We start from the raw sequence: 23009 nt of genomic DNA, 5'->3' as shown, positions 1-23009 counted from the left end.
CTACCGCCCCACCACCACCCTCAACGGAGCGGCTGCGCCGCGCTGAAAGGACTCAACATGCCTCTGATGTTCCTCAACGGCGGCGCGATGCGCGGCGAACCTCTGCACCACCTGCTCGACGGCGCTCCGCTGGTGGCCGAAACGACCACGGCCGCGAAGTACCGGTTCTATTCGGTAGGCGGGCAATGCCCGGCGCTGGTCCCGGTAGCGCACGGCGGCGCGGCGATCTCCGGCGAGGTGTACGACCTCACGCTGGACCAGCTGCGCGACCGGGTGCTCCCGTCCGAACCGCCGGAACTGGAGCTGGGCGTGATCGAACTGGCCGACGGCAGTTCGGCGTTCGCGATGCTGCTGCGGCGGCCGCAGACCTCGCACGTGCAGCTGCGGGACATCACGGAAATCGGCGACTGGCGAGCGTTCAAGGCCGCGGCGTGACGGTCCTGGTCGCGCCGGACAAGTTCAAGGGCTCGCTCACCGCGGCGGAGGTCGCGGAGGTGGTGGCCGCGGCGTTCGCCGAGGTCGCGCCGGGCGAGCCGGTGCGGCAGCTGCCGGTGGCGGACGGCGGCGACGGGACAGTCGCCGCCGCTGTCGCCGCGGGGTTCCAGCGGGTCCCGGTGCGGGTTTCCGGGCCGACCGGCCGCCGGATCACCGCGTACTACGCGCTGCGCGGGTCGGTCGCCGTGGTCGAGCTGGCGGAGGCGTCCGGCCTCCACCGGCTGCCCGGCGGCCGGCCGGAACCGCTGACCGCGTCGAGCTACGGCACGGGCGAGCTGATCGCGGCCGCCCGTGCCGCCGGGGCGACGCAGATCGTGCTCGGGGTCGGCGGCAGTGCCTGCACCGACGGCGGAGCCGGATTGCTGACCGCGTTGGGCGCGCGAGTGCTCGACGCTTCCGGCACGCAGCTTCCGCCGGGCGGTGCCGCGTTGACCGAGTTGTCCACAGTGGATCTTTCCGGACTGCCCGAAGTGGACATTGTCCTGGCGTCCGATGTGGATAACCCGCTGCTGGGTGTGGATGGCGCCGCCGCGGTGTACGGGCCGCAGAAGGGCGCTGGTCCGTCCGAGATCGCGTTGCTGGAACGCGGGCTCGCTCGGTGGGCCGAAGTTGTGGGCTCCGCGCACGCCACCACCCCGGGCGCTGGCGCGGCAGGCGGCGTCGGGTTCGGTGTGCTCACCGGACTCGGCGCTCGCATTCGGCCGGGGATCGAGTTGCTGTTGGAGCTATTGGGTTTCCCGGCCGCGGCTCGCGACGCGCGGCTCGTCATCACCGGCGAGGGCTCGCTGGATACCCAGTCGCTGCACGGAAAAGCGCCAGTGGGCGTTCTCCGTGCAGCGGGCGGTACGCCGGTCGTAGCGTTGGCCGGGCGGTGTCTGCTGTCCGCGCCGGAATGGCGGGAAGCGGGCTTCGCCGGGGTGTACGCGCTGACCGACGTGGAGCCGGACGAGTACCGGTGCGTCGCCGAGGCCCGGTCGTTGCTGCGGGACCGGGCGGCGCAGCTGGCTCGGGATTTCAGCCGAGCAATACCTGCCTGACGTGGTCGGACAGGGGGAGTCCGGCCGCGTCGGCGGGGGTCAGCCAGCGGTGGTCGTCGTGTTCGGCCGGGTTGAGCTGAAGGTCGCCGAGGAATTCCGGATGCGCGTCGTAGTAGGCGGCGTGCACAGTGAACGGTTTGCCGGTGCGGTCCGGCCAGGATTGGCGGGCCCGTTCGCGCGCGAGCCGCACCCGCAGTCCGGTTTCCTCGGCGACTTCCCGTACCGCGGTGGTCTCCGGAGCTTCGCCGGGTTCGACGGTGCCGCCCGGGAATTCCCAATGCCCGCCGAGGAAAGTGCCTGGGGCGCGGCGGATCAGGAGCACGGTTTCGCCGCGGGGGAGCAGGACGTAGGCGAGATGTTTGTCGTTCACGGCGCACCTCCGTTGGATACGAGGACCTGACCGTTCACCCAGCCGCCCTCCGGGCCGCAGAGGAACGCGACGAGACTCGCGCAGTCGCGTGGGGTGCCGATCCGGCCCAGGGGATTGTGTTGTGCGAACGCTTCGCGGTGGGCTTCGGGGATCCAGCCGGTGTCGGTCGGGCCGGGGTTCACCGCGTTCGCTGTGATGCCGAGGTGGCCGAGTTCCCCGGCCGCGGCGAGGGTGATCCGGTCGAGTGCGCCTTTGCTTGCCCCGTACGGCAGGTTGTGCACCACATGGTCGCTGGTCAGCGTGACGATCCGGCCCGCGCCGTGCGGTCCGCGGTAGCGTTGGGCGAACTCCCGGATCAGCAGCCAGCTCGCGCGGGCGTTCACCGCGAAGTGCCGGTCGAAACTGTCCACTGTGGTGTCGAGCAGGCTGGAATCCACGGACTCGCAGTGGGCTAGCACCAGAGCTTGCACGTCTTCATCGATCTGGTCGAACAGCCTCGCCGGGGTTTCCGGGTCGGCTAGGTCGGCTTCGATGCCCTGGACGGTTTCGTCGGCGCCCCACGGCATTCGGCGGTCGTAGTCGGACCAGTAGGTGGTGACGACGTGCCAGCCGTCTTCCTGCAGCCGGGTCGCGATCGCGGCGCCTATTCCGGCTTTCCTGCCGACTCCGGTGACCAGGGCGGTTTTCTTATTCTTCAATGGCGCCGTCTTTCGCGCGGAGGTGCTGGCGGAAGGTGTAGGACGGGTCGGTTTCCCGGCGGGACAGGAATTCGCTGAACCGGACCTGTTCGCGGAGGGGGACGCCGTCGCGGATCTTCGCGGCTTGCCGGTGTTCGGTTTCGCGGATGGATTCGGCCAGCCGGAAGACCTCTTCGGCTTGGGCGGCTGGAACGAAGACAACGCCGTCGTCGTCGCCGAAGACCAGGTCGTCGGTGGTCACGGTCCATTCGCCGACGGTGGCGGATTCGAGGGCGTTGGCGGCGCGGTCGTTGAGGTGCAGGGGTCCGGTGGAGAGGGAGCCGAGGCTGAATACCGGGAGGCCGATTTCGCGAAGTTCGGCGGTGTCGCGGTGCAGTCCCCAGATGATGATCCCGCTGAGTCCGGCCGCCGCGACTTCGGCCGTGATGAGATCGCCGACACAGCTCTCGTCCAGCCGGCCCCGGTTGTCGGCCACCAGGACGTCGCCGGGGCTGGCGGCGGTGATCGCTTCCAGGAAGACGTCGACGCTGCCCGCGTGCCTGGCTGGCAGGACTCGCCCGGAGAGCTTCTGGCCTGGGATGACGGACCTGGTTCCGGCTGGGGCGCACCGCACGGTCAGGCGGGCTCGCAGGCAGCCGTCGGCCAGGTGGGCGGTGGTCAGAGTGGCGAAACGTTCGGTGAGTTCGGTGTGGTTCATGCTCCCGCCCTTCGTGCGAATTGCTGTTACGCTAGCGGGAATCTGCGCTGCGGGGTGCCGGGTTTTCTGCGCTGGCTTGGCGGAGCGGGGAGCCGGGCAGATCAGCTGAGCGCCGGAGTCTCGGTCGCCAGTTCCTCCTGGTCGGCCGCCCACGACGCCAAGAGGGCCAGGCCGTCCGCGGCGGCCGTGCCGGCGGGAGCGGTGTAGATGTTGAGGAGCAGGCCGGGGTCGGTGGGCAGGTCCATCGATTCGACGTCGAGGTCGAGCCGGCCCACGACGGGATGGTGCAGGCGTTTGCGTCCGGACCGGTGGAGCCGGACGTCCTGGGAGGCCCACCGCTGCCGGAACAGTTCGCTGCGTGTCGATAGTTCTCCGACCAGGGCGATCAGCTCGTCGTCGTGCGGGTTGCGGCCCGCTTCCATGCGCAGTTTCGCGGCCACGTCGCGGGCGACGCGGTCGTAGTCGACGAAGAACGTTCTCGCCGCGTCGGGATCCAGGTACACGAACCGCGCGGTGTTCGCCGGTCGTCGCGGGTCGGCCAGCACCGGCGCATACAGCGCGCGGGCAAGGCGATTCGTGGCGAGGACGTCGTACCGGCCGTTGCAGATCCACGCCGGGGCGTCGGTGACGGCGGCGAGCACTTGCTGAAGCGCCGGACGCACCGTCACGGCTGGGCGCCGATGGCGGGCACCGCCGGGTGTCTTGGACTGCCGCGCGAGGTGGAACAGGTGGTCGCGCTCGGCCTCGTCGAGTTGCAGGGCCGAGGACACCGCGTCGAGCACGCCGTCGGAGGCCCCGGCGAGGCTGCCGCGCTCCATGCGCACGTAGTAGTCGACCGAGACCCCGGCCAGCAGCGCGACCTCTTCGCGGCGCAGGCCTTTGACCCGGCGGTTGCCGCCGTAAGCGGGCAGCCCGGCTCGCTCAGGTGTGATGCGCGCACGGCGCGAGCTCAGAAACTCCTTGATCTCGCTGCGCAGATCGATCATGGCCACCCTTTCACGGTAAGCCCTGCCCGCGGCCGAAGGGAGGCCCTGCCAGTACCCCGTTAGGTGCCCGAGGCGGTCGTGGCGGTGCCGCCGTCGACCGGGACGATGGCACCGGTCAGGTAGGACCCGGCTCGGCTGGCGAGGAACACGGCCACGCCTGCCATGTCGTCGTCGCGGCCGAGCCGGCGCAGCGGTGCTTTCGCCGCGATCGTGTCGCCGATGGCGTCGATGGCGGCCGCCATCATCTGTGACGGGAACACGCCGGGGGCGACCGCGTTCACCGTGATGTGTTGTGGGCCAAGTTCCCTGGCGAGGACCCTGGTGAGTTGGTGGAGTGCGGCTTTGCTGCTGGCGTAGGAGTAGTTGGGCGCCTCGGCGACGTGGATGGCGGCGATGCTGCCGATGTTGATGATCCGGGCGGGATCGTCGGCGGCGCCTGCCTTGCGCAGTGCCGGGAGCAGGGCCTGGACCAGCCAGAACGGCGATTTGAGGTTGAGGTCGAGGACGGCGTCCCAGGCTTCGGTCGGGAACGTCTCCAGCGGCTCGCGTCGCATCGCTCCCGCGTTGTTGACGAGGATGTCCAAGCGGTCCGAGCTGGCGGTGACCAGGTCGGCGAGGCGCTGGCACTCGTCGTGCTTGGACAGGTCGGCGGGAATTGCTTGGACGTCCCCGAATTCGGACAGTAGGCGCTCTGCCTCGGCGCACGCGTCTGCTGTGCGTGAGCTGACAATGACGCGGGCGCCTGCTTGCAGGAGGCCGCGCGCGATCATCATCCCGATGCCTCTGGTGCCGCCAGTGACAAGTGCGCATTTCCCGCTCAGGTCGAACAGGTCTGAGTGAGTGTCCGCCATAGGTCTTCGTTCCTTTGCTGTGGAAGCAGGTACGGACACAGGCTGACGGGATTTCTGGACGTCCGGGAGACCCTGGCGAGACCGGCACTGCGAGACCTCCCCTTGCCTGGCACCGGACATTCCGAATGATCCGGACATGGCTTGAGAGTGTTCATTTCCGGCGAATCGGGCAGTCAATACCACACGCTTTGGCGGCTATGTCCGGCTTCTTCCGTTCTTTGGTTGAAGTCCTGGTGAATTCCCGGGTAGGCGACGTTCTCGGCCAGGGTTTCTTCACTTTCCGCACGCATAATTCCGTCCCGGTAGCCCGAACGTGTGAGTGGAGGAAAGAGTGCCGGGGTCTGTGCGTGCCCGCTGGATCGGCGGTGGGGTCGCGATCGCGGTCGTCGCGGCGGGGATCGCGTTCGCGGTCTGGCCCGACGGGGCTTCGGCGCAGGATCCGGAGATCCAGATTTCCCGGTCGGCCTGCGGGCAGGGCTGGGCGGATCCGCGAGCAGGGGTGCAGACCTTTCGCCTGCACAACACCGGAACCGTGACCGCCGAGGTCGATTTGATCGACCCGGCGACCGGGGTGGTCTACGGCGAGGTCGAGGGACTGGGCAGCGGGACGACCCGGCCGATGCAGGTCACGCTCGGCAATGGAGGTTACGCATTCCGTTGTCTCCCCGAGGATTCGTCGGCGATTGTCGGACCGACCGTCACGGTGAGCGGCGGTGCCGAACGTGGTCCAGGCGTCGCGCCGGTGACGCAGAACGATCTGCTGGGGCCGTTGAAGTCCTATCAAGCCCATGTGACGCAAGGACTCGGCCAGTTGGCCGCCGACGTCGGCAAGGTAAAGGACGCCATTCGCGCCAATGATCGCGGCGCGAGTCAGAGCGCTTGGCTTGTCGCGCATCTCGACTACGAACGGCTTGGCGCGGCCTATAACGCCTTCGGCGACTCCGACAAGGCCATCAACGGCACCGCCGCCGGCCTGCCCGACGGAGTCAAGAGCCCGGACTTCACCGGGTTCCATCGGCTCGAATCCGGCTTGTGGCACAACGAAGACCTCGCCGCCCTCGCGCCGGTGGCCGAGCAGCTGGACAGCGACGTGCAGAAACTCCGCAAGTCCTTTGCGGACAGTCAGGTCGATCCGAACGACCTCGGTCTGCGCGCGCACGAGATCGTGGAGAACACCCTGCAATTCGAACTGACCGCCCGCACCGATTACGGCAGCGGCACCAACCTCGCCACCGCTCGCGCGAACCTCGACGGGACCCAGGCGGTCCTCGATGTGTTGCGTCCGGTTCTCGCGCCGCGTTATCCGGGACTGTCCAAGGTGGACAGCTGGATGAAGCGCACCAAGGCCACGCTCGAGAGTGCCAAGAAGCCGGACGGCTCGTGGACGCCGGTCAGCCAGCTGTCCGCGCTGCAGCGGCAGAAGCTCAATGCCGACGTCAGCGAGTTGACCGAGTTGCTGGCGCCGATCGCTGCGATCGCGGAGCCGAGGAGGGTCTCGTGACGACGGAGTCCTCTCGCCGGTCCTTCCTAGCCACCGCTCGCGCGAACCTCGACGGGACGCAGGCGGCCGCGCTCGAGAGTGCCAAGAAGCCGGACAACTCGTGGACGTCGGTCAGTCAGTTGTCCGCGCTGCAGCGGCAGAAGCTCAATGCCGACGTCAGCGAGTTGACCGAGTTGCTGGCGCCGATCGCTGCGATCGCGGAGCCGAGGAGGGTCTCGTGACGACGGAGTCCTCTCGCCGGTCCTTCCTGCGTCGCACGGTCGTCGGCGCGGGGATTACCGCGGCTGCCGGAATGGGGGTGGCGGCCAGCGCGAGCGAAGAACCCAAAACCGTTCCCTTCCACGGTCCCAGGCAGGCGGCGATTCTGCGCCAACCGCCGGCGCAGAGCGTGATCGCCTCCTTCGACGTGGTCGCCGAGAATCGTGCCGAGTTGACGCAGTTGTTCCAGGAAATCACCGACCGCGCGCGGTTTCTCGCGAACGGCGGTGCTCCGGCCGCGCTCGGGATTACCGCTCCGCCGGCTGACTCCGGGGTGCTCGGCCCGGTCGTGCCGCAGAGCGATCTTGGCGTGATCGTGGGTGTCGGATCGTCCCTTTTCGACGGACGGTACGGGTTGGCCGAACGCAAGCCCAAGAAGCTCAAGCCGATGACCATGTTCCCCAACGACGCGCTCGATGCGCCGCAATGCCATGGCGACCTGTCGCTCACGCTGTCCGCGAGCGACACCGACACCGTGCTGCACGCGTTGCGCGACCTGACCCGTGCGACGCGCGGCGGCATGCAACTGCGCTGGAAGATCAACGGCTTCAGTTCACCGTCCAGGCCGTCCGGCACGCCGCGCAATCTGATGGGGTTCAAGGACGGCACCGCGAATCCGGGCGAGTCCGAAATGGACCGGCTGGTGTGGGTGTCCGGGGCGGGCGAGCCCGCGTGGACGGCCGGCGGCAGTTACCAGGTGATCCGGCTGATCCGGATGCTGGTCGAGTTCTGGGACCGGGTCTCGATCACCGAGCAGGAGAACATGTTCGGCCGCCGCCGGGACACCGGAGCGCCGCTGGACGGAGCGTCCGAACAGGACGAACCCCGGTACGCCGACGATCCGATCGGCACCGTCATCCCGCTCACCAGCCACATCCGCAAGGCGAATCCGCGCACCCCGCAGACCGACGGACAGCGGATCCTGCGCCGCGCGGTCAACTACGACCGCGGGGTCGACGCCAACGGCAACCTCGACATGGGCCTCGTCTTCACCTGCTACCAGCAGGACCTCGAGCGCCAGTTCGAGGCGGTGCAGAAACGGCTGATCGACGAACCGCTCGTCGACTACATCTCCCCGTTCGGCGGCGGCTACTTCTTCGCGCTGCCCGGCGTCACCGGTCCCGGCGACCACTTCGGCCGGGCGCTCCTCGCCTGAGGCGCGCCCCGATCCCCACCCCGCGAAACCAGGAGGAATCCTCAGTGGACACAGCATTCGGCAGGCGGCACCGTCGCCTGCTCGGTGCGGGCGCGCTCGTCTCGGCGGCCGTGCTCGCGATCGTCACCGGGTCCGCGGCGTCGTCCGCGCAGGCCCAGCCGCTGCACTCGCTGCCGGCGTCGTGGCTGCCCACGCTCACCCCGATCAAGCACGTCGTGGTGATCTTCGGCGAGAACATCTCGTTCGACCACTACTTCGGCACCTACCCGAAGGCCACCAACGAGAACGGCACCCCGTTCCAGGCCGCGAAGAACACGCCGAAGGTCAACGGCCTCGACGAGAAGCTGCTGACGCGGAACCCGAACGCCTACAACCCGAAGCGGCTCGGGCCGGACCAGGCGCTCACCTGCGACCAGAACCACAGCTACGGCGCCGAGCAGGCCGCGTTCAACGGCGGCAAGATGGACAAGTTCGTCGAGAAGACCGAGACCGACAAGTGCACCGGCCAGCCGGTCCTGTTCGGCGAGCCGGGCCTGGTCATGGACTACTACGACGGCAACACCGTCACCGGCATGTGGAACTACGCGCAGCACTACTCGATGAGCGACAACTCGTTCAACACCGTCTTCGGCCCGTCCACCCCGGGCGCGATCAACCTGATCTCCGGGCAGACGCACGGGATCCAGGCCGTCGACCCGGTCACGCACGAGCCGAAGAGCGACCCGTACGTCGTCGCGTCGCCGGACCAGGACGGCGTCGGCACCGTGATCAACGACCCGGACCCGGCGTGGGACGACTGTTCGGACAAGAACCACACCGCGAAGGACAACCTCGGCGCGATGCAGGGCCGCAACGTCGGCGACCTGCTGAACGACCGGCACGTCACGTGGGGCTGGTTCCAGGGCGGCTTCAAGCCGACCGGCACCCAGAACGGCTACGCGGTCTGCGGGCAGAAGCACGCGAACGTCGGCAATCAGTCCTCCGTGGACTACAGCCCGCACCACCAGCCGTTCCAGTACTACAAGTCCACTTCGAACCCGCACCACCTGCCGCCGTCCTCGGTGCAGGCGATCGGGCAGACCGACCAGGCCAACCACCAGTACGACACGAGCGATTTCGACGCCGCGCTCAAGGCCGATTCGATGCCCGCGGTGAGCTTCCTGAAGGCGCCGGAGTACCAGGACGGGCACGCGGGCTATTCCGACCCGCTCGACGAACAGCATTTCGTCGTGGACGAGATCAACAAGATCCAGCAGTCGCCGGAGTGGCGTTCGACCGCGATCGTGCTCGCCTACGACGACTCCGACGGCTGGTACGACCACGAGAACCCGAAGATCGTCAACGGTTCGCAGGACGCGTCGCAGGACCAGGCCGTGTGCACCGGAAAGCCGGCCGGGCTCGGCGGGCACGCCGACCGCTGCGGCTACGGCCCGCGGCTGCCGCTGCTGGTCGTCTCGCCCTACAGCAAGGTGAACTACGTCGACCACACCCGGACCGACCAGACCTCGGTGCTGAAGTTCATCGAGGACAACTGGTTCTCCGGCCGGGTCGGGAACGGCTCGTTCGACACTCGCGCGGGCGGACTCTGGAACATGTTCAACTTCTGGTGGCCGCAGGCGGGCAAGCTTCCGCTCGACCCGCGCACGGGTGCGCCCGCCGGGCGGAACTAGCTCGCGTTTTCTCCTCGCACCGCCGAAGGCCATCGGGTTTCGACCCGGTGGCCTTCGGTCGTTTCGGGCCCGCTCTTCCGTCCGCTCAGCGGGAAACCGCGTGCGAATACCGCGATACTGGAAATTTTCCAGTGCGCCGGAACTGTGCGCGGCGTCGCGGATTGGGCACCGATGGTGTTCGGGAACCGGCCGGGAAAGCACGGGCGGCGGAACCGGAATGGAGTCGCGCTGCGCGTACCGTCACTCGACACGATAGGGTAATCGCAGGCACATCCTGTAGAAGGTGAAGGAACGCGAATCATGGCGCAAAAAGTCCATGTCGAGATGGTGGACGACATCGACGGCAGCATCGCCGAACAGACCGTCCCGTTCAGTCTTGACGGCGTGAGCTACGAGATCGACCTGTCCGAAGACAACGCTGCCGCACTTCGGGAAGAGCTGGCCCGCTACGTCGCCGCCTCGCGCCGGGTCGGCGGCCGCAAGGTCCGGATGGCCGCCGGGCAGTCCCCGCGGCCGGCTTCGACCGCCGCGGACCGCGAGCGCAACAAGGCGATGCGCGAGTGGGCCGAGAACAACGGTTTCACCGTGTCCGACCGGGGCCGGCTCCCGGCGGAGATCGTGAAGGCGTACGAGGAGCGCGACACCGAGGCTCCGGCCAAGCCGGCTCGCAAGCGCGCGACGCGCAAGAAGGCCAGCGCCTGAGCGTTCTTTTCGGCAGCTGTGCCGCGGGGGCCGCGGCAGTTGATCAGCGGTGCGGGCGCCGCCGGGAATCCCGGCGGCGCCCTTCTGGCTGCCAGGGGGAAATAGCGCGTTCCCCCGGCCTCGACGCGATACCGAGGGCCGTGAAGGGCTCCTTGAAGGAATCAGATTCCCGCAAGGAGCCCTTCACGGACCACTTCGGGAACGGAGCCGGTGCCGGGAAAGAGCCGTGTCGACCGCTTCGGGGAATCGATTTCCCGGCGTTAAGACTTGCCGAGTCCGAGCAGCGTGTCCAGATCGATCTTGCCGCCCGCGGCGTCGCGGATCGCGCGCATCGCTTCGGCCGACGGGAGCTGTTCCCCGTGCTGGTCGGCGTGCGCGCGCAGCAGATTCCCGATGTGCCGTTCCGGGACTGTCCACGTGGGCCAGCGGCGGCGGGCGATCGTGGCGAGTTCGGCGAAGTCCGGCGTGCCCGCGCTCGCGGTCGCGTCGAGCAGCCAGTGCAGATACGTGCGCAGCACCGCGACCGGGAAACTGCCCGGATGGCTGAGCCCGCCGTGTCCGGGCACGAACGTGCGGACGTCCGGGAACATTTTGTCGAGCCAGTCCAATGCGGTCAGCCAGCCCGGGATCGAACCGTGCACGGCGAACGGCGTCGACCCGACCGACAGCAGATCGCCGGTGAAGAGCGTGCCGGTGCGCGGTTCGAACAGCACGAGGTCGCCGTCGGTGTGCGCGGTCCCAGGAAATGGGACGACCTCCACGACCACGCCGCCGAGGTCCACCTCGACCGGTTCGATCACCGCGTGCACCGCCTCGGGCCGCGGTGCCTCGAGCTTGCCCCAGTTCGCGCAGGCGAAGATCTCCTCGTCGCACTGCGGTCCGGACCGGATGATCGGCACCGCGGTGGGCGCGGCGAGGATCCGGCCGCCGTTGCGCAGCGCGACCCCGGCCCCGTTGTGGTGGGTGCCGTGCGCGTGGGTCAGCACGAGCGTGAGCGGCATTTCGACGGTCGAGTACTTGCGGACGTCGCTGACCAGGTCGAGCGTGTCGCGTTCGGTGCCGCAGGTGTCGACGAGCAGAACGCCTTCCCGGCCCCGGATCCAGCCGCAATTGGACACCATCCAGTCGCTCGGGCTGCGCACGTAAGCGACGACGCTCGGGTCGGAATACCGGAGCGGGACGATATTGCGCCTGATGACGGGCATGGGATCCCCTCGTTGGCCACCGGACGGGAAATGATCACCGGAATGGTATAGACCAAGTCACCTGCTGTCAGCGGGGTGGAGACCACGCTCACGCGCGGGGTCTCTCGCCTGTCCCGTTCCGTCCAGCTTCGCGCGCATCGTTGCCCCCGGCTCCGTCGGTGCCCGACAGCGTATACCCCGAGGCCACGGTTTTCTCGATGGTCCACAGAGGACTGGTTTAGGGGTTGCTCACGTCCGGTAGCCGGTGAATACCGGCAGTGAGGCCGGCCGCGCCCAGCGCCACGGATTTCGGCCCGTGCCGGGAGAGCCGGATCGTCACCGGTTCCCCGGAGAGCAGCGGCTGTTCCGCCAGCGCTTCCCGCAGCGGTTTCTCCAGGAGCGCCCAGGACCGGACCACCGAGCCGCCGAGCACGCAGGTCGCGAGGCCGAGCAGCCCGGCCGCGTGCGCGATCGCCTGGCCGAGGAACCGGCCCGCGTCGGTGAACACCGCTTGAGCGGCTCGATCCCCGGCGATCGCTTCCCCGGCGATCGCTTCCGCGGTGCGGGTCCGGCCGGTCGCTTCGGCATAACGGCGGGCCAAGGCGCGTCCGGACGCGTACGCCTCGAGATGTCCGATCTGCCCGCAGGTGCAGAGTTCCTCCCCGTAGCGGCCGACGTGCCCGATCTCGCCGGCTCCGGTCGCGCCGCCGTACAGCAGCCGCCCGTCGACGAACAGTGCGCCGCCGACCCCGGTCCCGACCGCGACGCCGAGCACGTTCCGCTCGCCCGGCAGCAATTCGCCGAGCAGGAATCCGTCCACGTCGTTGACGGTGCGCACCGGCACCCCGCCGAGCCGGGCGGACAGCTCGGCGTTGACCGGCGTGCCCGCCCATCCGGTGAACGAATCCCCGGTGACCAGCACTGTTCCGGTCACCGGGTCGACGACGCCCGCCGCTCCGACGCCGACCCCGGCGAGCGCCGCGTGGTCCGGCACCAGCGAGCTGACCAGCTCCGCCGCGCGGTCGAGGATCGCCGCGCCGCCCCGGTGCGACTGCGACGGGGCGGACGCCGAACCCAGTTCCCTTCCTTCCTCGTCGCACACCACCACCAGGGTTTTCGTCCCGCCGATGTCGACTCCGGCCCGCAATCCGGTCACGCCGCGGGGTCCGCGCCGGCCAGCGCCTCGCGCCGGCTCCGCTGCAACTGCGGATCCGGGACCGGCGAGGACAGCAGCAACGCCTGCGTGTACGGATGTTCGGGCGTGCGCAGCACGGTTTCCGCCGGGCCTTCCTCCACCAGTTCGCCCGCGCGCAGCACCGCAACCCGGTCGCACAGGCTGTCCACCACCGCGAGGTCGTGGCTCACGAACAGGCAGCCGAAGCCGAACTCGCGATGCAGCCGCCGGAACACCTCCAGCACCGCTGCCTGCACGGATACGTCCAGCGCGCTCGTCGGTTCGTCGGCGATCAGCAGCTTCGGGCCCAGCACGAGGGCGCGGGCGAGGCTCACGCGCTGCCGTTGCCCGCCGGACAGCTCGTGCCCGTACCTGCTCAGCAAGCTTTCCGGCAGCTCCACCGCGTCGAGGAGCTCGCGCACCCGCCGCTGCCGCTCGGCGCGACCGGCCGAGGTGTGGACCACCAGCGGTTCGGCGACGGTCTGCGCGACCGTCATCCGCGGGTCGAGCGACGACGCCGGGTCCTGGAACACCGCGCCGATCTGCCGCCGGACCGCCCGCGCCGAGCGGCCGGTGCCTTTCGGCAGCGGTCCGCCGAGCACTTCGACGGTGCCGGATTTCGGCGTGACCAGGCCCAGTGCACAGTTCCCGAGTGTCGTTTTCCCGGAACCGGATTCGCCGACCAGTCCGACAATCTCACCGGCTGAGACGGACAGGGAAACTTCGTTCACCACCTGGCGTCCGCCGTACTCGACCACCACATTCGACAGCGCGAGCACCGGCTTCCGGGTTTCCCCGGCCGCCGGTTCGTGCGCGAACGAACCCAGTTGCGGAACCGCGGCCAGCAGTTCCCGGGTGTAATCCGCCTTCGGCGACGAGAACAGTTCCGTCGCCGGGGCTTCTTCGACGAGCTTGCCGTTCCGCAGGACCGCGACGCGATCCGCGACGTCGGCGACGACGCCCATGTTGTGCGTGATCAGCAGCGTCGCGGTGCCCTCGTGCTCGCGGATGTCGCGCAGCAGGTCGAGAATCTGCTGCTGCACCGTGACGTCGAGCGCCGTGGTCGGCTCGTCCGCGATGATCAATTGAGGTCCGGCGGCGAGCGCGATCGCGATCATCACGCGCTGCCGCAGACCGCCGGACAATTCGTGCGGGTACTGCTTCAGCCGCGCGGCCGGTTCCGGGACGCCGACGCGGTCGAGCAGTTCGGCGCACCGGTCGTAGTAGCGGCGGTGGCGCAGTTTCTCCGGATCGTGGTTGCGGATCGCCTCGGCCAGCTGGAAACCGATGGTCCGCAACGGGTTCAGCGCGGTCATCGGTTCCTGGAACACCATCCCGGCGGCCGGGCCGCGCAGTTTCCGCAGGTCCTCGCCGCGCAGGTCGAGGACGTTCTGCCCGGCCAGCTCGATCGACCCGGTGACCCGCGCCGAACCCGGCAGCAGCCCGAGCACCGCGAGCGCGGCCGTGCTCTTGCCGGAACCGGACTCGCCGACCACCGCTACGATCTCGCCGGGCGCGACCGAAAGGCTCAGCCCGTCGACCGCCGCCGCACCGCCGGAATACGACACCCGCAGGTCACGGATGTCCAGCACTGCTTCGCTCATCGTCGCCCCTTCACCGCGAACGCGTCGCGCAGCCCGTCGCCGAGGAAGTTGATCGCGCACACCACCACGACGATCGCGATGCCCGGCGGCAGGATCAGCCACCACGCGCCGTCGAAGGTGTAGGTAATTCCTTTGGAGAGCATGGCTCCCCAGTCGGTGTCCGGCGCCGGAACGCCGAGGCCGAGGAAGCTGACGTACGCCACGAGCAGGATCGCGTCGGCGATCTGGAACGTCGCGTTCACCACCACGGTGCCGATCGCGTTCGGGATGATGTGCCGAAACACCACGCGCGTGCGGCTCGCGCCGAGCACGGTGATCGCCCGGATGTAATCGCGTTCGCGCAGGCTCACCGTTTCCGCGCGCATCAGCCGCGCGGGCACCAGCCACGACACCGCGCCGATCAGCAGTGCCAGCACACCGACGCTCGGCGTCACCAGCGTCGCGGCCACCAGCAGCAGGAACAGCGCCGGGATCGCGACGCCGGTGTCGACGATCCGCATCAGCACGGTGTCCAGCCAGCCGCCGGTGTACCCGGCGACCGCGCCCCACACCGCGCCGATCGCGGTCGCGATGAGCCCGGCGAGCACGCCGATGATCAGCGACGTCCGTCCGGCGACCATGAGCCTGCCGAGCACGTCGTACCCGAGGTCGTCGGTGCCGAGCAGATGTCCGCCGCCCGGTCCGAGGCGCGCCGAAGCGAGGTCGGTGTGCGACTGGTCGGTGCCGTAGAACACCGGTCCGAGGAAACAGAACGCCACGACGAGCAGCAGCAGGACCGCGCCCACGACCGCGGATTTGCGGGCAAACAGCCGCGAAAGGACAGTCACGACCGCGCTCCCTTCACCCGCACCCGCGGGTCGATCGCCAGCTGGACCAGGTCCGCGAGCAGGGAGCCGAGCACGGTCGCCACGGCGATCACGAGCACGACGCCCAGCAGCACCGGGAAATCGGCGGTGCGGGTCGCGGTCCAGAACAGCAGGCCGATGCCGGGGTAGTTGAACATCGATTCGACGACCAGCGAACCGCCGAACACCACCGGCACGTAGTAACCGAGCATCGAGACCACCGAGGTCAGCGAGTTCGGCCAGACGTGCCGCCAGATGATCGTGCGCTCCGGCGTTCCCTTGGCCCGTGCGGTGCGCACGAAGTCCTCGGACAGGCTGTCCAGAGTGGACGCTCGCATGTACCGGCTGAACGCGGCGAGCGCGGCTCCGGTCCCGGCGAGCACCGGCAGCACCAGCGCACCTGGCTCGGACAGCAGTTCGCCGATCGTCTCGCCCTGTGCGGCCTGCGCCGGGAACCACGGCAGGACCTGCGCGAACAGGATGATCAGCACCAGCGACAGGAAGAACACCGGCGTCGCGTAGAGCACGAAGGTGATCGCTGTGGTGAGGACGTCCGCGGTGCGGCCGCGGCGGACCGCTTGCCACACGCCGAGCGGCAGCGCGACGAGGATCGCGAGCGCGGTGGACAACACGGTGAGCAGCAGGGTTTTCGGCATCCGCTCGGCGAGCAGGGTGCTCACCGGCGAGTTCTGCGTGTACGACTCGCCGAGGTCGCCCTGCAGGAGCCGCAGCAGGTAATCCCAGTACTGCACCGGAAGCGGCTGGTCGAAGCCCTGCGCGTGGTTGAACGCGGCGATCTGGGCCTCGGTGGCCTTCACGCCGAGGACGCCGCGGGCCGGGCCGCCGGGCAGCAAATGCAGCAGCACGAACGTCACCACGGTGACCAGCAGCACGACCACCACGGCCAGCACGAGCCGGCGGAGGATGTAGCGCGTCATGTCCTCACCTCGTCCAGAACCAGCGCTGCGGGAGCAGCCCGGCCATCGGGTCCTGGGTCACGCCGTGCAGCGCGGTGTCGATCGCCGACACCTGGTACGGCGGATTCGGCAGCCACAGCACCGGAAGCTGCTCGGCCAGATAAGCGCTGTACTCGAGCATCGCCCGGTTGTCCGACGCCAGGTTGGTGGCCGCGATCAGCTTGTCCGCCTTCGGATCGGTGTAGCCGCCGAAGTTCGTGCCCGCGCCGGTCGCGAACAGCTCCTCGCCGCTCGGGTTCGCCGGGAAGTACCAGCTGCCTTGCGTGCCGAAGTAGGACAGCTGCCAGCTGCACGACGGGTCCTCCGGTTTGCACGTGGTTCCGTTGGCCAGCACGGTGTTCAGCGGCTGCGCGTTGATCTTCATCTCGATGCCGACCTTCGACAGCTGCGAGCGCAGTTCCTGCATGGTGCCGTCGGTTTCGTCGGAACCGGACTCGGTCAGCATGGTCAGCGACAGCCGGGTGCCTTCGGCGATGCCCTCGCCGCATTTCGCCGGGTCCGCGCAGAGGAGGACTCCGTCGGAACCGGGTTTCCAGCCGTGGTCGGCGAGCAGCTGCCTCGATTTGTTCAGGTCGAACGGGTACGGATTGGCCTTTTGCTTGGGCGACAGGTACTTCGTGTCGTTGTCCTGCGGCACCGGGCCGTAGCCGACGCGCGCGGCGCCACGCCAGATCACCGAGGTGATGGCGTCTTGGTCCACCGCGTGCTGGATCGCCTGCCGCACGTACAGCTGGGAGAACACCTTGCCCAGCTTCGGATTGTTGAAGTTGTACGGCGAATACGTGATGGACCAGCCGTTCCACGGTTCGACCCGGTAGCCCTGCTCCTCCAGCTTCGACCGCTGGCCGAGGTTCGACGTCGGCAGGTAGCCGTAGTCGAGGCCGCCGGCGCGGAGCACGTTGTACTCCGCCGACGGACTGGTGAAGGTCAGGAACCGGACAGTGTCGAGCTTCGCCGGATCCGGTCCGGTGTACTTCGGGTTCTTCCGCAGCGTCACCTCGCCGGACGTGCTGAACCCGGCCAGCGTGAACTGTCCGTTCACGACCTTCCACAGTGGATTCGTCGCGTACGTGCCGAGCTGTTTCGCTTGGCTGACCAGGAAATCGAAGACCTGTTTCGCGCCGTCCGGGGTGCGGTCGTGGTCGCCGACCGGACCCGCGGCGCTCGTGCGGTCCCACGCGTGCGGCATCGGGACGATCAGGCTGAGCTGATTGGCGGTGAACCAGTCCGGGTTGTACGCCTTGTCCAGGGTGAACGTGAAGGTGCGGTCGTCCACGGCGTGGAAGCCGACGATGCTGTCCGGGATCGAGCCCTTCGAGTACTTGCCCCACTTGTCCTTGCCCGCGCGGGCGAGGTTGAGCCAGAACTCGACGTCACGGCTGGTCAGCGGCTCGCCGGTGGACCAGGTCAGCGGCTTGAGCGTGATGGTCACGGTCTTGCCGTCGGGGGAGTAGCTCGGCACGTTCGCGGCGCTCGCGGCGTCGTCGAGGGTGACCGAGCCGGAACTGCCGTCGTAGCTGTACAGCGGCACGTACATGGTCGACCGGATCATGCCGTTGTACGACCCGCCGTAGCCGGGGAGCGAAAGCGGCATGATCCAGTTCGGCGTCGCCGACGGGGGCAGCGCGAACCGCACGGTCCCGCCGGTTTTCGGGGTGCCGGAACCGCCGCCGTGCGGTTCCCGGCTCGCCGCGCAGCCGGACAGCGCCAGCGCGGCGGCGAGCGTGACCCCGAGCGCGGCGCGCCACGGGCGTCGAGCCATTCGCATCACTTCCAACAACTCTGATGAAAGACCAGTGCCAGGTGCTATGCCGCGTCCTGGCTGTCGGGTAATCTCGCACGCGAGACGGGAATTGCCAAGAGTCCTTTCGCACAGTTTAGTTACATCAATCGTGATGAAAGAGGTGACGCGGTGGATCCGGCCGGACCGCTGCGGGTGTTGTGGCTGGTCGCGCACGGCCACGCGAGGTCGCGCATGGACCTGGCGCGTGCGCTGGGCTTGCCGCAGTCGACGGTGTCGGTGCGCACGCAGGCGCTGATGTCCGCCGGGGTGCTGAGCGAATCCGGCGAGGGCCGGTCCGCGGGCGGGCGGCGGCCGAAGCTGCTGTCGGTCAACACGGAGTTCGGCCACGTCTGGGGCGCCGACGTCGGCTCCCGGCACGTGCGGATCGGCGCGCTCGACATCGCGGGCAACCTCCTGGAAGTGCACGAGCGTCCGCTGGACATCAGCCAGGAGCCGCGCGAACTGGTCGCCGGGCTCGCCGCCGCGGTGCGCGATGTGATGGCGGGCGCGGATTGCCCGGGCCGCGCGCTCGGTCTCGGCGTCGCGTTCCCGGGTCCGGTGGATGTCGACGCGGGTACCATCACGCTGCCGTCGCGGATGCCCGGCTGGCGCGGGTTCGCGGTCCGGGACGCGCTGGCGGAGCACTTCGACCTGCCGGTGTTCGTGGACAACGACGCGAACCTGCTGGCGCTGGGCGAATCCGTGGCCGGTGCGCCTGGCCGGACGTTGCTGGTGGTGAAGGCCGGTACCGGCATCGGGTCCGGAATAGTGCTGGGCGGCGAGCTTTACCGCGGCCGGGCCGGAGTCGCGGGCGACATCAGCCACGTGCGCGTGCCCGCCGCCGAGGACCGGCCGTGCACCTGCGGGAACCGCGGCTGCCTGGAAGTGGTGGCCAGCGGCGCCGCGCTCGTCGCGCAGTTGCGGGCGCAGGGTTTGAAGCTGGAGACCACCGCGCAGGTGATGGCCACCGCGGAAGACGGACATCCCGAAGCGACCACGGCCGTGCGGCGCGCCGGGCTGCGGCTCGGCGAGGTGCTGGCCACGGTGGTCAACTTCAGCAACCCGGACGAGGTGCTGCTCGGCGGCGCGCTGTCCGGTTCGGAAGCGTTCGTCGCGGCCGTGCGCGGTGCGTTGTACGAACGGTGCCTTCCCTTGGCTACCAGGGAACTGCGGATCGACCGGGTGCGGTTCGGTGCGGACGCGGGACTCTGCGGCGCGGGCGCGCTCGCGCTGGACGCGGTGTTCGAGCAAGCGATCAAACGGAGTGGACGATGAAGAAGCTGCGGGTCGGGATCACCGGAATCGCCATCGAATCGAGCACCTTCTCGCCGCATCGGTCCACAGTGGACGATTTCCGGGTGCTGCGCGGGGACGATCTGCTTGGCCGCTACGACTTTCTCGACGCGGACTGGGCGGCCGAGGTGGAATGGATCCCGCTGGTGGACGCGCGGTCGCTCCCAGGCGGCGCGGTCACCGAAGAGGCGTACGCCGAGCTGTCCGGGGAAATCCTGGACCGGCTGCGTTCGGCGGGTGAGCTGGACGGGCTGTTCTTCGACATCCACGGCGCGATGAGTGTCGTCGGACGGTCCGATGTGGAGGCTTCGCTCGCACAGGAGATCCGTTCGATCCTCGGTCCGGACGTGCTGGTGTCGGCGTCGATGGACTTGCACGGCAACGTTTCGCGCGAACTTGTCACCGCGCTGGACCTGATCACCTGCTACCGGATGGCTCCGCACGAGGACGCGTGGGAGACCCGCGAACGGGCCGCGCGGAACCTGGTGTCGCGGTTGCGGTCCGGTGGTCGGCCGAAGAAGGCTTGGGTGCAGGTTCCGGTTCTGTTGCCGGGGGAGAAGACCAGCACCCGGCTCGAACCGGCGAAGAGCGTTTACGCGGCAGTGGATTCCGTCGAAGCGCTGGACGGAGTTCTGGACGCGGCGATTTGGGTCGGCTACGCGTGGGCGGACGAACCGCGCTGCCAGGCCGCGGTGGTAGTGATGGGCGACGACGTTCCGCTGATCTCGAAGGAAGCCGAGCGACTGGCTCAGTCCTATTGGGACGCTCGCCACGACTTCGCTTTCGTCGCCCCGACAGGCACCCTGCAGGAATGCCTCACGCAGGCGGTCGCTTCGACCTCGAGGCCGTTCTTCATCAGCGATTCCGGGGACAACCCGACCGCCGGCGGTGCCGGGGACACGTCGTGGAGCCTCGACGTCCTGCTGAACACACCGGCCATTGTGGACTCTCCGCTGACCACTTTGTACGCGGCCATTCTGGACCCGGAAGCCGTCGCTACGGCGGTCGAAGCCGGCGACGGCGCGACGATTTCGGTTGAACTGGGCGGAAAAGTCGACTCCGGACCGCACGGCCCGGTCTCGCTCACCGCACAGGTGGCCGCGATCGACGCCGACGACCCGGTCGCCGGAACCGCGGTGGCGCTGGCTGTCGGCGGCCTGCGGGTGATCGTGACCGCCCGCCGCAAGCCGTACCACCTCGAATCCGACTTCCACGCGCTCGGCCTGCGCCCGCGCGAGGCGGACGTGGTGATCGTGAAGATCGGCTACCTCGAACCGGAGCTGTACGACATGGCCGCGGACTGGCTGCTGGCCCTCACCCCCGGCGGCGTCGACCAGGACCTGCTCCGACTCGGCCACTCCGGCATCGTCCGCCCGATGTTCCCCTTTGACGCCGACATGGCGGCCCCCTCGCTCACTCCAGAGGTCTTCTAAACACTCTCAGTAGTCAGCGTCGAGGCGGTCAGTAACTCGCCTCGGTGCTGACCTGTGTTTCCATCTGCTGGCTTGACAGGCAGGCATTTGCCTGCCTTACTGTAAGTGTGCAACCTGACCTGGACAAAGTGTTCAAGGCGCTGGCGGATCCGACCCGCCGGTACCTGCTCGACCAGCTGCGCGAGGACAACGGGCAGACGCTGGGCGAGCTGTGCCGCCGGCTGGAGATGACGCGGCAGTCCGCGACCCAGCACCTCGCCGTGCTGGAGGCGGCGAACCTGGTGAGCAGCGTGCGCCGCGGCCGGGAAAAGCTGCACTACCTCAATCCGGTGCCGCTGCACGAGATGCAGGAGCGGTGGGTGGACCGGTTCGAGCAGCCGCGGCTGCGGATGCTCAGTGCCGTCAAACGTCGAGCAGAGGAAGCCATGAAGCCGAGTTTTGTGTATGTGACCTACATTCAGAGCACGCCGGAGCAGGTGTGGCACGCGCTCACCGACCCCGACCTGACCGGGCAGTACTGGGGCCACCGCAACGAATCCGATTTCAAGCAGGGTTCGCGCTGGGCGCACGTGCGGACCGACGGGTCCGGGATCGCCGACGTCGAGGGCGAGGTGATCGAGTCGGTCCCGCCGAAGCGCCTGGTCACCACCTGGTACGACCCGAACGGCCCGAAGGACCAGGAGCCGTCCCGCGCGACGTTCGACATCGAACAGCACGAGGGCATCGTCCGGCTGACCGTGACGCACGAGGACCTGCCCGACGAGAAGGCGCACCAGGACGTGTCCGGCGGATGGGCGGCTGTGCTGTCGAACCTGAAGTCGCTGCTGGAGACCGGGCACGTGCTGCCACAGGCGCCATGGGAGATGCCGTGACCGGCGCGCGGGAATAGACCCGCCGGCAGGTTTGTTGGGGCCTTGTGAGCGCCGGTTTTTTCGACGGCAGTCGCTCACGAGGCCCCTCTTCGCGTGCAGTGCCAGTTGTGCGGCCGGAACCGATGCGCTACTCTCGGCGCATACCCCAGGAAGTCGGCCCCGCCGCCCCGGGGTTCCGCCCTCTCCGTCAGCGTGAGTCAACGCGACGCGAATCGGCGTCTTTTCCGAAGCCCGTCGCCTGACCCGCTTCGTCTCATCCGGCGGTCCGCTTTCCGCGTCGACTGTCACTGCTCAAGGAGCCACAAACCATGACACAGCAAGGAATTCTCGATATCCACGGCAAGACCGCCACCCTGGGCTACGCCCCCGGCGGCCCGTCCGTGCCCCTGTCCCTGATCCGCACGCACAGCCTGCGCCGCGGCGACGAACTCGTCCTCGACGACGGCGAACTCGTCTCGGTCAACGGCCGTCCGCCCGGAGAACGCCGTCCCGATTTCGACCAGCTCACCCCCGTTCACCCGGATCAGCGACTGGTCCTCGAAACCAGCAGGCACCAGCTCACCACGCGCGTCCTGGACCTGGTCGCCCCGCTGGGCAAAGGCCAGCGCGCGTTGATCGTCGCCCCGCCGCGCACCGGCAAAACCACTGTGCTGCAAGCGATCGCGCAAGCGGTCGCGGTCAACCACCCCGAGGCGCACCTCATGGTGCTGCTCGCCGACGAACGCCCCGAAGAAGTCACGGACATGACCCGCTCGGTGCACGGCGAGGTCGTAGCGTCCACTTTCGACCGCAAGCCCGCCGAACACACCGCTGTCGCCGAACTGGCTCTGGAACGCGCGAAACGCCTGGTCGAAACCGGCCGCGACGTCGTGCTGCTGCTGGATTCCCTGACCCGCCTGGGCCGCGCGTACAACCTGGCAGCCCGCACCTCAGGCCGAATCCTGTCCGGCGGCGTCGACGCCAGCGCACTGCACCCGATGAAGAAAATCCTAGGCGCGGCAAGGAATATCGAGGGCGGCGGCTCGCTCACGATCATCGCCACCGCACTGGTCGGCACGGGTTCTTTGGCGGACACGGTGTTCTTCGAGGAACTGAAAAGCACCGGCAACTCGGAACTCCGCCTGGACCGCATGCTCGCCGACCATCGCGTTTTCCCCGCGGTAGATTTCTTCGGCTCCGGCACCCGCCGTGACGAGCTGATCGTCCCGCCGCAGGAACTGGCCGTGATGAACGAGGTCCGCCGCGCACTGTCCACACAGGACCCTAAGCGGGCTGCGGAACAGTTCTTGGAACAGGTCCGCACGACGAAGTCCAACGCGGAATTCATCGCCCGAGTGAACGCTTCCCTGGCTGTTCCCGCTACTGCGGCCGCCTGAGTTGGAGACCGAACGCCTCCGGCTCACTTCGATTGGTCCGGCTCTTG

General features: G+C 68.6%; 22 protein-coding genes. 11 read left to right on the top strand and 11 right to left on the bottom strand.

Going from position 1 to position 23009, the window contains the following annotated elements; translation table 11 throughout:
• The first annotated feature begins 57 nt into the window (after positions 1–57).
• Both DMP23_RS08790 and DMP23_RS08785 read left to right on the top strand, forming a co-directional pair.
• Positions 58–435 carry an allophanate hydrolase-related protein gene (locus DMP23_RS08790; RefSeq protein ID WP_009082380.1) on the top strand — a complete coding sequence of 126 codons (378 nt, stop codon included), beginning with the start codon at positions 58–60 and terminating at the stop codon, positions 433–435.
• Positions 432–1532, top strand: coding sequence for a glycerate kinase (locus DMP23_RS08785; RefSeq protein ID WP_337820729.1), 1101 nt, complete (start codon positions 432–434; stop codon positions 1530–1532). The genes DMP23_RS08790 and DMP23_RS08785 overlap by 4 nt, the downstream gene beginning before the upstream one ends.
• Here the strand turns inward: DMP23_RS08785 and DMP23_RS08780 are convergent.
• The 5 genes from DMP23_RS08780 to DMP23_RS08760 all read right to left on the bottom strand — a co-directional run bounded on the left by DMP23_RS08780 (position 1510) and on the right by DMP23_RS08760 (position 5134).
• Positions 1510–1902, bottom strand: coding sequence for an NUDIX hydrolase (locus DMP23_RS08780; RefSeq protein WP_043835052.1), 393 nt, complete (start codon positions 1900–1902; stop codon positions 1510–1512). The genes DMP23_RS08785 and DMP23_RS08780 overlap by 23 nt on opposite strands.
• Positions 1899–2600 carry an SDR family oxidoreductase gene (locus tag DMP23_RS08775; RefSeq protein ID WP_337820728.1) on the bottom strand — a complete coding sequence of 234 codons (702 nt, stop codon included), beginning with the start codon at positions 2598–2600 and terminating at the stop codon, positions 1899–1901. The genes DMP23_RS08780 and DMP23_RS08775 overlap by 4 nt, the downstream gene beginning before the upstream one ends.
• A complete protein-coding gene (locus tag DMP23_RS08770; RefSeq protein ID WP_337820727.1) occupies positions 2590–3297 on the bottom strand; it encodes an RraA family protein in 708 nt (235 codons plus the stop codon). The genes DMP23_RS08775 and DMP23_RS08770 overlap by 11 nt, the downstream gene beginning before the upstream one ends.
• A gap of 101 nt (positions 3298–3398) precedes the next feature.
• Complete coding sequence (locus tag DMP23_RS08765; RefSeq protein ID WP_337820726.1) at positions 3399–4289, bottom strand: helix-turn-helix transcriptional regulator; 891 nt, start codon at positions 4287–4289, stop codon at positions 3399–3401.
• Between the two features lie 53 nt (positions 4290–4342).
• Entirely contained in the window at positions 4343–5134 is a 792-nt protein-coding gene (locus DMP23_RS08760) for an SDR family oxidoreductase (protein WP_337820725.1), read from the bottom strand.
• A gap of 331 nt (positions 5135–5465) precedes the next feature.
• Here DMP23_RS08760 and DMP23_RS08755 point away from each other — a divergent pair, with 331 nt between their 5' ends.
• The 5 genes from DMP23_RS08755 (at position 5466) to DMP23_RS08735 (ending at position 10421) form a co-directional block, all read left to right on the top strand.
• A complete protein-coding gene (locus DMP23_RS08755; protein ID WP_337820724.1) occupies positions 5466–6635 on the top strand; it encodes an EfeM/EfeO family lipoprotein in 1170 nt (389 codons plus the stop codon).
• The gene (locus DMP23_RS08750; protein WP_337820723.1) at positions 6632–6856 is read left to right on the top strand and encodes a hypothetical protein; all 225 of its coding nucleotides are present in this window, start codon (positions 6632–6634) and stop codon (positions 6854–6856) included. Before DMP23_RS08755 ends, DMP23_RS08750 begins: the two co-directional genes overlap by 4 nt.
• On the top strand, positions 6853–8049 hold the full coding sequence (locus DMP23_RS08745; RefSeq protein WP_037815147.1) for a Dyp-type peroxidase: 1197 nt from the start codon (positions 6853–6855) through the stop codon (positions 8047–8049). The genes DMP23_RS08750 and DMP23_RS08745 overlap by 4 nt, the downstream gene beginning before the upstream one ends.
• Before the next feature lie 44 nt (positions 8050–8093).
• Positions 8094–9719 (top strand): phospholipase C, encoded by a 1626-nt coding sequence (locus DMP23_RS08740; RefSeq protein WP_337820722.1) that lies wholly within the window; start codon positions 8094–8096, stop codon positions 9717–9719.
• A gap of 300 nt (positions 9720–10019) precedes the next feature.
• The gene (locus DMP23_RS08735) at positions 10020–10421 is read left to right on the top strand and encodes a histone-like nucleoid-structuring protein Lsr2 (protein ID WP_037815144.1); all 402 of its coding nucleotides are present in this window, start codon (positions 10020–10022) and stop codon (positions 10419–10421) included.
• 260 nt (positions 10422–10681) lie between these two features.
• On the opposite strand, the gene DMP23_RS08730 is transcribed toward DMP23_RS08735, so the two are convergent.
• The 6 genes from DMP23_RS08730 to DMP23_RS08705 all read right to left on the bottom strand — a co-directional run bounded on the left by DMP23_RS08730 (position 10682) and on the right by DMP23_RS08705 (position 17967).
• Positions 10682–11626 (bottom strand): MBL fold metallo-hydrolase, encoded by a 945-nt coding sequence (locus DMP23_RS08730; RefSeq protein ID WP_037815142.1) that lies wholly within the window; start codon positions 11624–11626, stop codon positions 10682–10684.
• 217 nt (positions 11627–11843) lie between these two features.
• A complete protein-coding gene (locus DMP23_RS08725; protein ID WP_337820721.1) occupies positions 11844–12761 on the bottom strand; it encodes an ROK family protein in 918 nt (305 codons plus the stop codon).
• A complete protein-coding gene (locus DMP23_RS08720; protein WP_337820720.1) occupies positions 12758–14383 on the bottom strand; it encodes an ABC transporter ATP-binding protein in 1626 nt (541 codons plus the stop codon). The genes DMP23_RS08725 and DMP23_RS08720 overlap by 4 nt, the downstream gene beginning before the upstream one ends.
• Positions 14380–15210 carry an ABC transporter permease gene (locus tag DMP23_RS08715; protein ID WP_037815136.1) on the bottom strand — a complete coding sequence of 277 codons (831 nt, stop codon included), beginning with the start codon at positions 15208–15210 and terminating at the stop codon, positions 14380–14382. Before DMP23_RS08715 ends, DMP23_RS08720 begins: the two co-directional genes overlap by 4 nt.
• Complete coding sequence (locus DMP23_RS08710) at positions 15207–16166, bottom strand: ABC transporter permease (RefSeq protein WP_337820719.1); 960 nt, start codon at positions 16164–16166, stop codon at positions 15207–15209. Before DMP23_RS08710 ends, DMP23_RS08715 begins: the two co-directional genes overlap by 4 nt.
• Positions 16167–16170: 4 nt before the next feature.
• Positions 16171–17967, bottom strand: a complete 1797-nt coding sequence (locus tag DMP23_RS08705; RefSeq protein ID WP_337820718.1) for a peptide ABC transporter substrate-binding protein — start codon at positions 17965–17967, stop codon at positions 16171–16173.
• 150 nt (positions 17968–18117) lie between these two features.
• Between DMP23_RS08705 and DMP23_RS08700 the strand changes: the two genes are divergently transcribed.
• The 4 genes from DMP23_RS08700 to rho all read left to right on the top strand — a co-directional run bounded on the left by DMP23_RS08700 (position 18118) and on the right by rho (position 22962).
• The gene (locus DMP23_RS08700) at positions 18118–19263 is read left to right on the top strand and encodes an ROK family transcriptional regulator (RefSeq protein WP_337820717.1); all 1146 of its coding nucleotides are present in this window, start codon (positions 18118–18120) and stop codon (positions 19261–19263) included.
• On the top strand, positions 19260–20714 hold the full coding sequence (locus tag DMP23_RS08695; protein WP_337820716.1) for a M81 family metallopeptidase: 1455 nt from the start codon (positions 19260–19262) through the stop codon (positions 20712–20714). The genes DMP23_RS08700 and DMP23_RS08695 overlap by 4 nt, the downstream gene beginning before the upstream one ends.
• Positions 20715–20821: 107 nt before the next feature.
• A complete protein-coding gene (locus tag DMP23_RS08690) occupies positions 20822–21586 on the top strand; it encodes an ArsR/SmtB family transcription factor (protein ID WP_240690843.1) in 765 nt (254 codons plus the stop codon).
• Between the two features lie 308 nt (positions 21587–21894).
• Positions 21895–22962 carry a transcription termination factor Rho gene (gene rho / locus DMP23_RS08685; RefSeq protein WP_134667432.1) on the top strand — a complete coding sequence of 356 codons (1068 nt, stop codon included), beginning with the start codon at positions 21895–21897 and terminating at the stop codon, positions 22960–22962.
• Positions 22963–23009 lie beyond the last annotated feature (47 nt).

The organism is Amycolatopsis sp. A1MSW2902 (assembly GCF_017312175.1).
Taxonomy (GTDB): Bacteria; Actinomycetota; Actinomycetes; order Mycobacteriales; family Pseudonocardiaceae; genus Amycolatopsis; species Amycolatopsis nivea.
This window is presented reverse-complemented; position numbering and strand designations above follow the sequence as displayed.

Bases quoted from the DNA above. Each gene is read 5' to 3' on its own strand.
- DMP23_RS08790 (WP_009082380.1), top strand. From the start codon at position 58: ATGCCTCTGATGTTCCTCAACGGCGGCGCGATGCGCGGCGAACCTCTG.
- DMP23_RS08770 (WP_337820727.1), bottom strand. From the start codon at position 3,297: ATGAACCACACCGAACTCACCGAACGTTTCGCCACTCTGACCACCGCC.
- DMP23_RS08760 (WP_337820725.1), bottom strand. From the start codon at position 5,134: ATGGCGGACACTCACTCAGACCTGTTCGACCTGAGCGGGAAATGCGCA.
- DMP23_RS08735 (WP_037815144.1), top strand. From the start codon at position 10,020: ATGGCGCAAAAAGTCCATGTCGAGATGGTGGACGACATCGACGGCAGC.
- DMP23_RS08730 (WP_037815142.1), bottom strand. From the start codon at position 11,626: ATGCCCGTCATCAGGCGCAATATCGTCCCGCTCCGGTATTCCGACCCG.
- DMP23_RS08720 (WP_337820720.1), bottom strand. From the start codon at position 14,383: ATGAGCGAAGCAGTGCTGGACATCCGTGACCTGCGGGTGTCGTATTCC.
- DMP23_RS08710 (WP_337820719.1), bottom strand. From the start codon at position 16,166: ATGACGCGCTACATCCTCCGCCGGCTCGTGCTGGCCGTGGTGGTCGTG.
- DMP23_RS08705 (WP_337820718.1), bottom strand. From the start codon at position 17,967: ATGGCTCGACGCCCGTGGCGCGCCGCGCTCGGGGTCACGCTCGCCGCC.
- DMP23_RS08695 (WP_337820716.1), top strand. From the start codon at position 19,260: ATGAAGAAGCTGCGGGTCGGGATCACCGGAATCGCCATCGAATCGAGC.
- rho (WP_134667432.1), top strand. From the start codon at position 21,895: ATGACACAGCAAGGAATTCTCGATATCCACGGCAAGACCGCCACCCTG.